A 14,022-nucleotide genomic window follows, 5' to 3' on the forward strand; every position below is an offset into this window, starting at 1 on the left:
GATCATGGGTGCATGCGGTTGCCGGCCAGCGGCCGGCACTACCGGGAATTCAAATTGCCCGGCGGATGTCCGATCAGGCCGCCAGCGAATCCAACGCGGCTTCCAGCGCGTCCAGGTTCGGCAGCAGCGCGCTCTGTTCCCCCAGCAGCACGCGCATGTGCACGATCTGCGGCAGGGTTTCCTCGGAGGCATCGGCCAGCAGGCCGTCACGCGGCACCGAGATCAGCTGCGGGAAGTTCTGCGTCAGCAGCGCGTAATAGGGGCGCTGCGCGTTGCCGGACAGCGCCTTCAGCACCACCACCTTGTTGTGGCCGCCGACGGCTTCCTCGCCCAGCCCCGAAAGCCGCGCAAACGACACCAGTGGCACCTGCCAGCCATGCCAACCGATCTCGCCGACCAACCAGCGCGGTGCATCGGCAATCGGCTGCACCGGCACGCGCGACATCATTTCCGCCACCGTGGCGTTGGGCAGCAGCACGCGTTCGCTGCCGGCCTGGATCAGGACGCCGCGGATCTCATCATTGCTGGCGTAGCTCATGGTGCCTCTCCGTTGTCATCCTGCTCACCCCAGCGCGCGGCGATGGCCTGCGCCAGTTCCTGCGGTTCACCGGCAACCATGCCGGCGGCAACTACGGCCGTGGCCGCCGCCGGGTCATAGCAGCCCTCGCCCACCTGCCCGGCCACCCAGGCCCCGGCAGCGGCGAGGTCCAGCGCCGGACCGACGTGGGCCAGGTCGGCGCCGCTGAGCAGCACCAGCGCGGAGTATTCGGCCGGCAACGCTGCGATCGAGATACCTGCGGCATCGCTGAGGAAATGCAGGCCGTCACTGGCTGCCTGCACACCGATGTCGTCGGCCAGCACGTGCACTTCCCCGGGTACGGCGCGCTGGCCGGCCTCGGCCAACTGCACCGGCAACGGCGACACCCGTGCCATCTGCTTGACCAGGTTGCCGTAACGACCGCCATCCAGGCGCATGTGCACCAGCACCGGCACGCTCAATGCAGGCGGCAGCGCACCGAGCAGGCGGCGCAGCGCATCCGGCCCGCCGATACCCGCCAGTACCAGCAGCGAACCGGCGCGCGCGCCTGCCGGTGCCGCAGCGTCCAGGTCGACCAGGCTCAGGTGATCGGTATCGAACGAAGGCAACGGCGCTTCCACCGCACCGCTGCGGGCAGCGGCGGCCGGTGCATCCGCCACGTCATCGACCAGCGACCATGCCGTGTGGTCGAACGACATCGGCGGTGCGGCCGCGGCGACAGGTGCGGCCACCGGAGGCGACGGCAGCGGCGATGCCTCCAGCGGCTCTGGCAGTACCGGCTGCAACGCGGCCAGCGCCTGCTCCAGGGCGACCGGCTCATGCAGGTGCGCCGGCGGCGAATACAGGGTGTCAGCCGGCACGGCGTCGGCCCAGTTCAAGGCCTGCTCCAGGTGCGGCTGCTGGGCTTCCTCCTGCGGCGCAGGGGCCGGCGACGGATGGCCCGGCTCCAGCTGCAGGCTGGGTTCTTCCTCGGCGCCGGGCGGCAGCACCTGCTGGTGACCATGCAGCTTGGCCGCCAGATGCCGTCCCCAGCGCTGCGCGTCCCAGCCATCCCGGCGCGCCGCCAGTTCGGCCTCGTCGAATACCAGGGTCAGGCCCGGCGCGGACAGCACGGGGTCAAGGCGCTCCAGCGCATCCTCGATGGCCGCCTCCAGGGCGACCACCACGATCTGCGGACTGGCGTCCTGCAGCTGCTGCGGCTCCAGGCCGTTCGGGTCGTCTTCCAGCACCAGCTGCACATCGGCGTGCGACAGTGCCTCGCGCAGGCGCTCACGCGCCGCACCCGGGCGGGCCAGCAGGGCGACGGCCGGGGCCGGATGGACTTCACTCACGGACACGGGCGATCCCCAGCAGGTCGTACACGTTACGCATCAGGTCCAGTTCCTGGTAAGGCTTGCCCAGGTAGCGCTGGACACCGATCTCGAAGGCGCGCTGGCGGTGCTTGTCGCCACTGCGCGAGGTGATCATCACGATCGGCACTTCCCTGTAGCGCGGGTCGGCACGCATGGCGGTGGCGAGCTCGTAGCCATCCATGCGCGGCATCTCGATGTCCAGCAGCATCAGGTCGGGCACGCGCTCTTCCAGCCGCTCCAGCGCTTCCACGCCGTCGCGGGCAACGCTGACCTCGAAGTTGTGGCGTTCGAGGATGCGGCCGGTGACCTTGCGCATGGTCAGCGAGTCGTCGACCACCATCACCAGCGGCACCTGGCGCTCCTGGCGCGGTGCGTTGGCCAGCACCGGCAGCGTCGGGTTGGCCAGGAAACGACGCACCAGCGGTGCAACGTCGAGGATCACCACCACGCGGCCATCGCCGGTGATGGTGGCGCCGTAGATGCCTGGCACCGAAGCAATCTGCAGGCCGACCGGCTTGACCACGATTTCACGGTTGCCCAGCACCTGGTCGATCGCCACGGCGGCACGCAGGTCGCCAGCGCGGACCAGCAGCAGCGGTACCTGGTCCTGGCCATCGGCACGCGCCGGGGCCTGGCCGACCAGGGTGCCGAGGTCATACAGCGGGTAGTCTTCACCGCTGTAGCGGTAGCTGCTGTCGGCCGCTTCAAAGCGCTCGCGCGACAGGCGGCCGATACCACTGACCGAGGCAACCGGCACCGCGAAGGTGGTTTCACCGATCTGCACGAACACCGCCTGGGTGACGGCCAGCGTCTGCGGCAGGCGCAGGGTGAAGCGCACGCCCTGGCCGCGTACCGACTGGATGTCGACCGAGCCACCGAGCTGGCGCACTTCGTTGCGCACCACGTCCATGCCCACGCCACGGCCCGCCAGCTGGCTGACCTGGTCGGCGGTGGTGAAGCCGGAAGCGAAGATCAGGTTGTCCAGTTCCTGCTCGTTCGGCTGCGCATCGGCGGCCAGCAGGCCACGGTCGATGGCGCGGCGGCGGATCGCCTCGCGGTCCAGGCCGGCGCCGTCATCGGCCACTTCCAGCACGATTTCCGAACCTTCACGGTGCAGGCGGATGGCGATCTCGCCTTCCTCCGGCTTGCCGGCGGCGCGGCGCTGTTCCGGCGCTTCCAGGCCATGGGCCACGGAGTTGCGCAGCATGTGTTCCAGCGGCGCGACCATGCGATCAAGGACGTTGCGGTCCAGTTCGCCGTGGGTGCCTTCCAGGGTCAGGTGAACCTGCTTGCCGGTGTCCATGCCGGACTGGCGGACCACGCGACGGAGGCGAGGCACCAGGCCATCGAACGGCACCATGCGCGCGCGCATCAGGCCATCCTGCAGTTCCGAACTGACCCGCGACTGCTGTTGCAGCAGCGAGTCGTACTGGCGCGACAGGTCGTCGAGCACGCCCTGCAGGCCGCCAAGGTCGGCCGCCGACTCGTTCAGTGCGCGGCTCAGCTGCTGCAGCGTGGAGAAGCGGTCCAGTTCCAGCGGATCGAACTTCTGGTCGGCCTGGTCCTGCTCGCGCTGGTAGCGGGCCACGATCTGCGCCTCGGTTTCCAGGTCCAGGCGGCGCAGCTGGTCGCGCAGTCGCGCATTGGTGCGCTCCAGTTCGCCCATGGCGCCACGGAAGGCACCGAGCTGCTGTTCAAGCCGCGAACGGTAGATCGCCACTTCACCGGCGTGGTTGACCAGGCGGTCGAGCAGGTCCGCGCGCACGCGCACCTGTTCCTGCTGCGGACGGACCAGCGGATCCTCGTCGACCCCGCCTTCGATCGGCAGCGGTGCCGACAATGGGGCATCGACCACGGCGGTCGACGTGCCTTCGGCCGGCGCGGGTACGCTCTCGCCCACGCTGACCGCATGGACGGCCGCCGCGGCGGCGGCGATATCGGTGGTGGTGCGGACGTCGAAGGCCTCGACCAGGTCCTGCGCCGGCTCGACCACGCGATGGGCACCGGTACGGGTGAGCAGCTGGTGCAGGCGATCGAAGCCACGCTCCAGCAGCTGGACATCACGGCGCTCGATCTCGGTGCGGCCGGCGGCCACCGCTTCCAGCAGCGACTCGATGCTGTGGCCAAGGTCGCCGATGGCATTGATGCCGGCCATGCGTGCGCCACCCTTCAGGGTATGCAGGTCGCGCTGCAGGCCGGCCAGCACCTCGCGGTCCTGCGGCGCATCGCGCAGTTCGCTGATCAGGCCATCGCAATGATCCAGCAGGTCCTTGCCTTCCTCGACGAAGATGTCGACCAGCTCGCGGTCATACACGCTGAAGTCGAGTGCATCGGCGCTGTCCGTGCCTTCTTCCCCGGCAACCGATTCATCATGGACCGGTGCACTGGGCGCGCCGTCGATCTCGACCGGCTCGGCGGCGGCAGGCACGGTGGCCTGGCCCGGTGCGTCTTCGAGTTCGAAGAAGCGCACCGGCGCGGCGGCATCCACCGGGGCGGGCTCATCCACCGTCGCCGGGGACGGCTGGTCGGCGCTCTCTCCTTCACCGACCGCCGCCTCCCCGCCGACGTCCGCATCCTCGGCAAAGGCATCCGCCTCGCCCGGCGCGAGTTCGCTGGCCTGGAGGCCGAGCACGGGCCACTGCCCGTCGTCGTCCAGGGTCTGCTCTTCGTCGATCACGTGCAGGCCGGCCTCGAGCGCGGCTGCCAGTGTGACCGGTTCTGCAAAACCCGGCGCAGCCATTTCATCCTGCAGGCTCGACAGCCCGCTGTCGAGTGGCAGTGCAGCAGCTTCGTCAATGAAGCTGTCCTCGCTATCCAATCTGTCGGCAGGCAATCGCGTATTCAGGTCGATTGCGTCAACTTCTGCGGCCGCAGGCAGTTCATCGGTGTCGCGGTCATCCACCGGCAGTGCGCTGGCGTCGAGGTACGGCGACAGATCGTCTGCCGCGGTCAGATCGGCTTCGGCGTCCGGCGTCGGTGCGGCGTCCGCTTCGGCCACTGCTGCAAGCGGCGCATGCTCGACCGGCTGGATCGATTCAATCGACCCGATGTCGGAGCTGGCCGCTTCGCCCTCAGCCGGCACCGCCGGCCATCCGGCATCGAAGTAGCGCGACAGATCATCGCTGCCGGTCAGCTCAGCGGCATCCAGGCCCGCGCCGATCGCGTCCGTGCTCTCCGCTGCCTGCACTTCGGCGGCCAGCGGTTCCAGCACGGGCTCGCCAGCCCCGGCTGCGGCGCCATCCGGCACCTCGGCGACCTGCGTATCGGCCGCGGCGTCAGACGCCGCTTCGCCCTCCAGCGGCAGATCGTCGTCGTCTTCCTCTTCCAGCCCAACCATCGGCCAACGCGCTTCCGGCAGCTCGCCGGCCAGCGCCTGCAGGCGCTGCACCAGTGCTTCCTGCGGTGCGATCCGCGGCTGCTCGGCCTGCAAGGCTTCCATGGTCGCGGTGATCGCCTGCGCGGTCGCATCCAGCGCGGCCACGCCTTCGTCACCCGGCACCACATCTGCGGCCAGTGCACGCTTGATGTAGGACTCGGCGCCGCCGGTCACGGCGGTGATTTCCGGCACTTCGGTCATCGCGAAGGCGCCATTCATGGTGTGCACCGCGCGCAGCAGCGCGTCGCTGACCGGCTGCGGTGCCTGCTGCGCCGAGCGCAGCCAGCCCTGCAGGGTCGCCTGGTGCACTTCCACTTCGGCTTCGAGGATCTCGCGCAGCACGCTGTCGATGTTGGCGGGCGTGCCCACGGCCTCGGGTGCCGCCTCAGCGTCGGCGTGTACCGATGCAATCGCTTCGGCTTCGAGAATGCGGCTGATCTCGTCCTCGCCTTCGACCTCGGTCTCGAGCACGGGTGCCACCGGTGCAGCTGCAACCGGCAGCGGCACGTAGTAGGTCTCTTCACCGGCGCCGACACGATCGGCGATGGCCTGCATGGCCTGCAGGTCCACGCTGATGCGCTGGCCGTGGCGCAGCGCGGCGTTCAGCTGCGGCAGCGCGGCATGCGCGTTGTCCACCATGGCCAGCACCGCCGGCGAGGCCGGGCGGCTGCCATCGAGCACGCGGTTGAGCATGCCCTCGATCTTCCACGCGAACTCGCCCAGGGTGCGTGCACCGACCAGGCGGCCACTGCCCTTGAGGGTGTGGAAGATGCGTCGGATCGGCCGCAGCCGGTCCATGTTGTCCGGCTGCATGCGCCATGCTGGCAGCAACGTGCCGAGATTGGCCAGTTCGTCGTCGAACTCTTCCAGGAACACCTCGCGGATGTCCTCGTCGATGTTCTCGGCGTCATCATCGAAGCCTGCTTCGAAGCCGGACTCGGCATCCGTCGCAACGGGCGCTTCAGCAACGGTCGGTGCAGCCACGGCCTGCGGATTGAAGTCCGCGGCGGCCGCGCTCAGCTCGGCGAAGAACTGCGCGTCAGCTTCGCTGAAATCGATCGGTGCGATGGTGTCGATGTCGATCACCGACACCGCGGGTGCATCCGCAGGCGCGGCGTCCAGTCCGGCAACCGCCGGAGCCTCGTCCGCCACCGTTGCCGGGCTGGCGTCGACGATTTCCAGCGATGGGTGCAGCCCGGCATCGTCGTCCAGCGACAGCGTCTCCATCGCATGCAGCGACAGCACATCGTCGGCGTTGTCCAACGCGTCGGTGTCGAAGCGGAACACCACGTCATCGTCGGCCACAACGGCGTCGTGCTCGGCGGCCACCGGATCGAATACCGGCGCGACATGCGCATCGATGTCGATACCTGCCGTCGCGTCTGCGTCCTCGCCGGCATCGACAGCGACCGCATCCGCCGGTGCCGACGGCACGGCCTCCGAAAGCGTCCACTGTGCCGCAGCGCCCTGCCCTGCATCGTCCTGTTCGAAGCTGACCGGATCGAAGCTGGCAAAGGTCGGGCTGCGCTCATCATCGGCAGATGAGAGCGGGTCGGCATCCGGATGGAACGGCGCAAGATCCCATTGCGGGACGTCGGGGGCGGGCGCACTGGAAGCGGCGAAGACCAGCGGCGTCTCCGCGTCGTCCTGCAGCGACAGCGGCGCGGCAGCGGCTTCGATCGCGGCGGAGCCGAGCGCACCGAACATCAGGCGGTTGTCGACAAACTCCGGCGCGGGTGCGACCGGTGGCGGATCGAACGTGAAGTCCGGCAGCGGCACCGGCACGGTGCCTGCCGCAGGCGCGGCCGGTTGCACCGGAATCTCGATGCGCTCCGGCTGCAGGGCCTCGGCCTGCAGCGCAACCGGCTCACGTTCGACCGGCTGTGCCGCGAACGGTGCCGGCTCGACCGCGTTGCGGTCCGGCAGCGGCCAGTAGCGCAGCGCCTCGAGGCTGCTGCGGGTGATGTCGAGGATGTCCTCACGACCCGGACGGCGGTCACGCAGCGCTTCCAGGTAGTACTCCAGGCTGGCCATGGCGTCGGCCAGGGTGTCCAGCTGACGACCGCTGGGCACGCGCTGGCGTCCGATCAGCTCGGCCTCGATGTACTGCTGCACACCGCGCAGGTAGTCGGCAGCGGTGCCCAGGTCGAGCATGCGCAGTGCGCCGGCCACATCGCCCAGCAGGCGCGGCACGTCCTGCAGCTCGGCATGGTTCCAGCTGGTTTCGATGAAGGCGACGAAGTGTTCGCGCGCCGCCGCGAAGTTGGCGATCGCTTCATGCGCCAGCACTTCGACCGTGCGCCGGTTCTCGACCGCGCTCGGGTCGTCCTCGCCACTGCCGCCGGCGCCCAGATGGGCCACCTGGTCGTCCAGCGAGGCATCCACGTAGAGCAGCGCGCCGGCAATATCCAGCAGCAGGTTCTCGTCGATCTGCTGGCGGCCCTCGACCACGCCGCGCAGCGCGTCGCGCTGCTGCACGACCACGCCACGGGCCACGCCCAGGCCCATCATGCCCAGGGTATCGGCCACCGCGCCCAGCTCGTTGGCCTGGGTCTGCAGCTGTTCCGGTGCACCGCCGGTACGCAGGTGCAGGTCCAGCGCATCCTTGATGCGCAGCAGTTCTTCCTTCACCGCGCTGCCGACGGTATCCAGCAGTTCGCGGTTGCGTCCACTCAGGCTGCCACGGGCATGGTCCAGTTCGGCCTCGGTGGCGGTGATGCTGTCCGGTGCGAATGCCAGCAGCACGCTGTCATGCACGCCGTCCTCGCCACGCGCGGCGCGGATCTCGTTGAGCAGCGGCATCAACACGATCGGAATATCGCGGTGGCCGTTCTGCAGGCGTTCCAGGTAATCGGGCAGCAGCACGCTGCCGCGCATCAGCGTCGCGCAGGCCTCATCACGATCGGCGGTGCGGCCCGCACCAATGGCATTGGCCAGCTGTTCAAGCTCTTCGGCCACCATCGCCGGGGCGTACAGCTCGACCATGCGCAGGGTACCCTGCACCTGGTGCAGGAAGCCGGCGCAGATGCGCATGCGGCTGGCATCGCTCGGGTCTTCCGCGTAGTACTCGACCTCGTTGCGCACCTGGCGCAGGGTCTCGTCCAGCTCGGGCTTGACCCAGCCCAGCGCCGCGTGGCTCATCGCATCGCGCAGACTGCTCATGGACGCGCTCCGGTCGCCGCCGCGCGGGAGCCGCGCGAATTCTGGCGTGGGAAATGGAAATGCTTCATCGAGGGGTTCCTTGCTCGCCGCCCTGCCCGCGTCACGCCGGCAGCTTGAAGTCAGCGACCGAACGACGCAGGTCGGCCGCCAGCTGCGCCAGGTGGCCGATCGATTCGGCGGTCTGCCCGGCACCCTGCGAGGTCTGGCCGGTGATCTGCCGGATCACACCCATGGTGCGGGTGATGTCCGAGGCGGCCGCGGACTGCTGCTGGGCGGCGATGGAGATGTTCTTGATGAGGGTGTTCAGTGCATTGGACACGCGCTCGATCTCGGTCAGCGCAGTGCCCGCATCCTCGGCCAGGCGCGCACCGGACACCACTTCGGCGGTGGTCTGCTCCATCGAGGTGACCGCTTCGTTGGTGTCGGCCTGAATCGCCTGCACCAGGTTTTCGATGCGTCGGGTCGCACCCGAGGTACGTTCTGCCAGACGCTGCACTTCGTCGGCCACGACCGCGAAACCGCGACCGGCCTCGCCCGCCGAGGCGGCCTGCACGGCGGCGTTCAACGCCAGGATGTTGGTCTGCTCGGAAATGTCGTTGATCAGTTCCACGATCGAGCCGATTTCCTGCGACGACTCACCCAGGCGCTTGATGCGCTTGGAGGTTTCCTGGATCTGGTCGCGGATCTGGTCCATGCCCTGGATGGTCTCGCGCACCACGCCGGCACCCTCGGCGGCGATCACCACCGAGCGCTGTGCCACGTCGGCAGATTCGGCCGAGTTGCGCGATACCTGCTCGATGCTCGCCGCGATTTCGCCGATGCGGTCCGAGGCCGAGGTGATCTGGTTGGCCTGGTGGCCCGCCGCCTCTGCCAGCTGCATGGCGGTCGCCTGGGTTTCCTGGGTGGACAGCGCGACCTTGGCCGAGGTGTCGTTGATGGTGGTCACCAGGTGGCGCAGCTCGTCGACCGCGTAGTTGATCGCGTCGGCGATGGCGCCGGTCATGTCCTCGGTCACCGAGGCCTTCACCGTCAGGTCACCCTCACCGAGCGAGGAGATTTCATCCAGCAGGCGCATGATCGCCTGCTGGTTGCGGCTGTTGAACTCCACCTGGGTCTGGTAGCGCAGTTCCTGCTCGCGCGAACGGCTGCGCACGTTGGTGGAAACGAAGCCGATGATCGCGATCAGTGACAGCGCGCCGGACACCACGCCGATCCAGAAGTTCGGGAACAGGCGGGTATCGGATACCGAGCCGAACGAGGAGAACGCTTCGAACAGCTTGCGGCTGTCATCCAGCATGTGCGCCGAGCCCTGGCCCAGCGCGGTGGCGGCCGACTGCGCGGCGAACAGCTGGCGCGAGCTGGCCAGGATCGCGTCGGCGTCCTGCTTCATCGCCTCCCACTTCTGCTGCGATTGTTCCAGCGCGGCGATGGCGGCGGCACCGCGTACGGCGGTGATGCCCAGTTCGTCGTTGCCGTTGCGCAGGCCGTCGAGCACCTGCGAGAACACGGTGATGTCGCGGGCCAGCGCGTCACCGGCGGTGGCCGCGGCGCTGCCACCGGCCCGCATTTCAGTCACGCGGCGGGCCATCGAGCCGGCCACCACCACCTGCTGCAGCGCGCTGTACACCTGCGCCGACGGTGCGCCGGAGGCGGACATCGCGCGCACCAGCTCGTTCAGCTGGGCCTGCAGGCCCGGCACCGCGCCGGTGAAGTTGTTGGCGTTGCCGGCCAGGGCCAGCACCGCCGGCTCGCTGGCAACCAGCTGCCCGGCCTGCTTGCCCAGCGGCGCCCAGGTCTCGCCCAGCGTGGCAATGGCACCGGACACGCCCGGCTCCTTGCCGTAGCGCCCCTGCAGGGTCGACACGTTCTGCTCGATCGCGTTGCGGGTCGCCTTGAAGGCGGTGAACGCCTGCGCGTTGCCGCCGACGGCGTCACGACCCTGGTTGGCCAGCTGCTGTGACAGCACCTGCAGGTCGGCAGCCTTGGAACCGGCGTCCGCCAGGCGGCTGCCCTGCCAGGTGGCGACGCCGGTGTTGACGCCGAACAGGATCATCGATGCCAGCAGCAGGAACAGCCAGAGGTTGCTGCCGCCCAGCCGCAGCTTGCCGGATTTGGTGGCGTCCGAAGCAGTACTCATCGTTCAACCTCGATCTTCAATGCAGGGGGCGATGCCCGGCCTCAGGCCGCGGCTTGCCGGAATTCAGGGGTGCGCGACAGCAGCGAGAGCGAGAACACGCCCCAGTCGTGGCCGTCGGCATGGAAGGCGCGATCGACGAAATGGCCGTAGCGCCCTTCGGCCAGCGTGCCGGCCGCGATCTGCTGGTCCAGCTCGAAGCTGCGCTGGCCGAACAGTTCATCGATGGTCAGCGCGACGTCGCCACCGGCCTGGCGCATGATCAGCACGCGCTGGCCTTCCTGCTGCACGGTGCGTGTGCCTTCCAGGAAGTACTTCAGGTCGACCACCGGAAACAGGTTGCCGCGCAGGTTGCCCACGCCCAGCAGCCACGGCTGTGCACATGGCACCGGAGTCACCGGCGGCATCGGCACGATTTCCACCACTTCGCGGAAATCGGATACCAGCCGGCGCTGGCCGACGCGGTAACCGACGCCACGCCACAGGTCCAGGGCGAACTGCCGTTCGGGCAGCTGCACCGCATGGGCCAGGCTGCGCCGTTCGTAGGCCTCGAGGATGTCGAAGGGCGAGCGCATCAGGCCACCAGTTCGTTGATCCGCGCGATCAGTTCATCCTCGCGCGGCGGCTTGACGATGTAATCGGCCGCGCCCTGGCGCAGGCCCCATGCCTTGTCGGTTTCCATCGCCTTGGTGCTGACGATGATCACCGGGATGTGCTTGATCGCCGCGTCACGGGCCATCGCCCGGGTCGCCTGGAAGCCGCTCATGCCGGGCAGCACCACGTCCATCAGCACCAGCTGCGGCACCTGGTCGCGGACCAGCTGCAGTCCATCCTCGGCGTTGTCCGCTTCCAGCACCTCATGGCCGGCACGGCGCAGCCACTGGGTGAACACCGCGCGGTCGGTCGGTGAATCCTCGATCAGAACGATACGAGCCATTGTGCCTTTCCCCCCTGGTCAGGCGTTGACGTATGTGCGGATGGCACCCAGCAGTTCTTCACGCGTGAAAGGCTTGGTCAGGTATTGCTCCGAGCCGACGATGCGTCCCCGCGCCTTGTCGAACAGGCCATCCTTGGACGACAGCATGATGACCGGGGTCGCCTTGAACAGCTGGTTGCCCTTGATCAGCGCGCACGTCTGGTACCCGTCCAGGCGCGGCATCATGATGTCGACGAAGATGATCTGCGGTTGCTGGTCTGCGATCTTGGCAAGCGCTTCAAAGCCGTCGGTGGCGGTGACCACCTCGCAGCCTTCGCGCTTGAGCAGCGTTTCCGCAGTCCTGCGGATGGTCTTCGAATCATCGATGACCATCACCCGGAGTCCTGCGAGTTCCCCGCCCGCAGTCGTGTTTTCAGTCATTGCCTATCCCCAAGCGCACGGCCCGATCTCTGGCGGGGGCCGCTACGAAAGCGTATCTATATCGCACTTTCCGCGCCCGCTTCAAGGCCGGCCCACGGCGCAGGGGGTGGCGGCCGGCTGAACGTGACGGGGTTCGCAATGATTGCGCTGCTGCCGGGCGGACGCTGCGTTGCAGTACGGCGGGGAGGCGCGCGACCGGCGTTGCCGCTACCATCAACGCCTTGCCTGACAGGTGCGCCCATGCCGTTGAACGTCATCGTGGTGATGGACCCCATCGCCCACATCAAGATCGCCAAGGACACCACCTTCGCCATGCTGCTGGAAGCCCAGCGCCGCGGCCATGCCCTGCACTACGTGCGCCCGGGCGGCCTGGCCCTGGAAGGCGGCGTTGCGGTGGCCCAGACCGCGCCGCTGCAGGTGCGCGACGACCCGTCCGGCTGGTATGAGCTGGGCACGTTCAGCCGTACCGAGTTCGGCCCCGGCCAGATCGTGCTGATGCGCAAGGACCCGCCGGTCGACGCCGAGTACATCTACGACACCCAGGTGCTGGACGTGGCGGCCAACGCCGGCGCCTGCGTGGTCAACAACCCCCAGGGCCTGCGCGACTACAACGAGAAGCTGGCCGCCCTGCTGTTCCCGCAGTGCTGCCCGCCGACCCTGGTCAGCCGGGACGCCAAAGCGCTGAAGGCCTTCGCGCTGGAACACGGCCAGGCCGTGCTGAAGCCGCTGGACGGCATGGGTGGACGCTCGATCTTCCGCAGCGGCCAGGGCGATCCGAACCTGAACGTGATTCTGGAAACGCTGACCGACGGCGGCCGCAAGCTGGCGCTGGCCCAGAAGTTCATTCCCGACATCACGGCCGGTGACAAGCGCATCCTGCTGGTTGATGGCGAGCCGGTCGACTACTGCCTGGCACGCATTCCGCAGGGGGACGAGTTCCGCGGCAACCTGGCCGCCGGCGGCCGTGGCGAAGGCCGCCCGCTGAGCGAGCGCGACCGCTGGATCGCCGCCCAGGTCGGACCGGAAATGAAGCGCCGCGGCATGCGCTTCGTCGGCCTGGACGTGATCGGCGATTACCTGACCGAAGTCAACGTGACCAGCCCGACCTGCGTGCGCGAACTGGACGCCCAGTACGGCCTGAACATCGCCGGCACCCTGTTCGACGCGCTCGAGGCCGGCCTGCGCTGATGGCTGCCGCACCTGCCGTGCTGCCCCCGCCACCGCGCGAAGCGCAGCGGCTGGGAGCAACCATCGCGCTGTCGGTCGTGGTCCACGCCCTGCTGATCTTGGGCGTGGGCTTTGCGGTGAAGGGCGATGCGCCGCTGGTGCCGACGCTGGAGGTGATCTTCAGCCAGACCCGCACCGCGCTGACCCCGAAGCAGGCCGACTTCCTTGCCGCGGCCAGCCAGGAAGGCGGCGGCGAGCACGACCGTGCACAACGCCCGCGCGACAATCAGGCCGGCATCGTGCCGCAGGCGCAGGCCGGGGTGAGCCCGGTGCCGCAGCAGCAACAATCGGCCGCGCCGGCTCCGCCGCCGCAGGCACGCGTGGTCAGCAGCCGCAATGGCCAGGACACGGTGGCGCAGGCACAGGCGCGACCCACGCCGGAGCAGCCCGAACCGGATGCGCCACTGAGCGCACGCGAGCAGCGCGATGTGGAAATGGCGCGGCTGGCGGCCGAGGTGCACCTGCGCTCGGCGCAGTACGCCAAGCGCCCGAACCGCAAGTTCGTGTCGGCCAGCACGCGGGAATATGCCTACGCCAATTACCTGCGTGCGTGGGTCGACCGTGCCGAGCGGGTGGGCAACCTGAACTATCCGGACGAGGCCCGGCAGCGCCGCCTCGGTGGCCAGGTGGTGATCAGCGTGGGCGTGCGCCGCGATGGCAGCGTGGAGAGCAGCCGGATCCTGCGTTCGAGCGGCACGCCCTTGCTGGATGAAGCGGCGCTGCGGGTGGTGAAGATGGCGCAGCCGTTCCCGCCGTTGCCGAAGACAGACGATGCGATCGACATCCTGCAGGTCACCCGCACGTGGGTGTTCCTGCCCGGCGGCACCCTGCACGACGACCGATAGGGTTTTGCTGCCCGGGCCTGCGGCCCGGGAC

9 protein-coding genes are annotated in these 14,022 nt (G+C 68.7%); 2 read left to right on the forward strand and 7 right to left on the reverse strand.

The features are described 5' to 3' along the window. Window positions 1-73: 73 nt before the first annotated feature. The 7 genes from O0J73_RS17825 to pilG form a co-directional block, all read right to left on the reverse strand. Window positions 74-538, reverse strand: coding sequence for a chemotaxis protein CheW (locus O0J73_RS17825; RefSeq protein ID WP_006464650.1), 465 nt, complete (start codon window positions 536-538; stop codon window positions 74-76). Then, window positions 535-1,875 (reverse strand): chemotaxis protein CheB, encoded by a 1,341-nt coding sequence (locus O0J73_RS17830; RefSeq protein ID WP_308309274.1) that lies wholly within the window; start codon window positions 1,873-1,875, stop codon window positions 535-537. Before O0J73_RS17830 ends, O0J73_RS17825 begins: the two co-directional genes overlap by 4 nt. Beyond that, window positions 1,862-8,428: an Hpt domain-containing protein gene (locus tag O0J73_RS17835; RefSeq protein WP_308309276.1), complete on the reverse strand. Its 6,567-nt coding sequence runs from the start codon at window positions 8,426-8,428 to the stop codon at window positions 1,862-1,864. The genes O0J73_RS17830 and O0J73_RS17835 overlap by 14 nt, the downstream gene beginning before the upstream one ends. Before the next feature lie 100 nt (window positions 8,429-8,528). Continuing rightward, window positions 8,529-10,565 (reverse strand): methyl-accepting chemotaxis protein, encoded by a 2,037-nt coding sequence (locus tag O0J73_RS17840; RefSeq protein WP_008266837.1) that lies wholly within the window; start codon window positions 10,563-10,565, stop codon window positions 8,529-8,531. Between the two features lie 41 nt (window positions 10,566-10,606). After that, window positions 10,607-11,137, reverse strand: a complete 531-nt coding sequence (locus tag O0J73_RS17845) for a chemotaxis protein CheW (RefSeq protein ID WP_006464979.1) — start codon at window positions 11,135-11,137, stop codon at window positions 10,607-10,609. Next, on the reverse strand, window positions 11,137-11,499 hold the full coding sequence (locus O0J73_RS17850) for a response regulator (protein WP_005410717.1): 363 nt from the start codon (window positions 11,497-11,499) through the stop codon (window positions 11,137-11,139). The genes O0J73_RS17845 and O0J73_RS17850 overlap by 1 nt, the downstream gene beginning before the upstream one ends. 18 nt (window positions 11,500-11,517) lie before the next feature. Next, on the reverse strand, window positions 11,518-11,919 hold the full coding sequence (gene pilG, locus O0J73_RS17855) for a twitching motility response regulator PilG (protein WP_005418455.1): 402 nt from the start codon (window positions 11,917-11,919) through the stop codon (window positions 11,518-11,520). A 240-nt stretch (window positions 11,920-12,159) separates the two neighbouring features. On the opposite strand from pilG, the gene gshB reads away from it, so the two are divergent. Continuing rightward, window positions 12,160-13,107, forward strand: a complete 948-nt coding sequence (gene gshB, locus O0J73_RS17860) for a glutathione synthase (RefSeq protein WP_308309277.1) — start codon at window positions 12,160-12,162, stop codon at window positions 13,105-13,107. After that, complete coding sequence (locus O0J73_RS17865; RefSeq protein ID WP_197564819.1) at window positions 13,107-13,991, forward strand: energy transducer TonB; 885 nt, start codon at window positions 13,107-13,109, stop codon at window positions 13,989-13,991. The genes gshB and O0J73_RS17865 overlap by 1 nt, the downstream gene beginning before the upstream one ends. Window positions 13,992-14,022: the final 31 nt, after the last annotated feature.

Origin of the sequence: Stenotrophomonas sp. Sm6012 (assembly GCF_030985895.1) — a bacterium.
Lineage (GTDB): Bacteria > Pseudomonadota > Gammaproteobacteria > Xanthomonadales > Xanthomonadaceae > Stenotrophomonas > Stenotrophomonas forensis.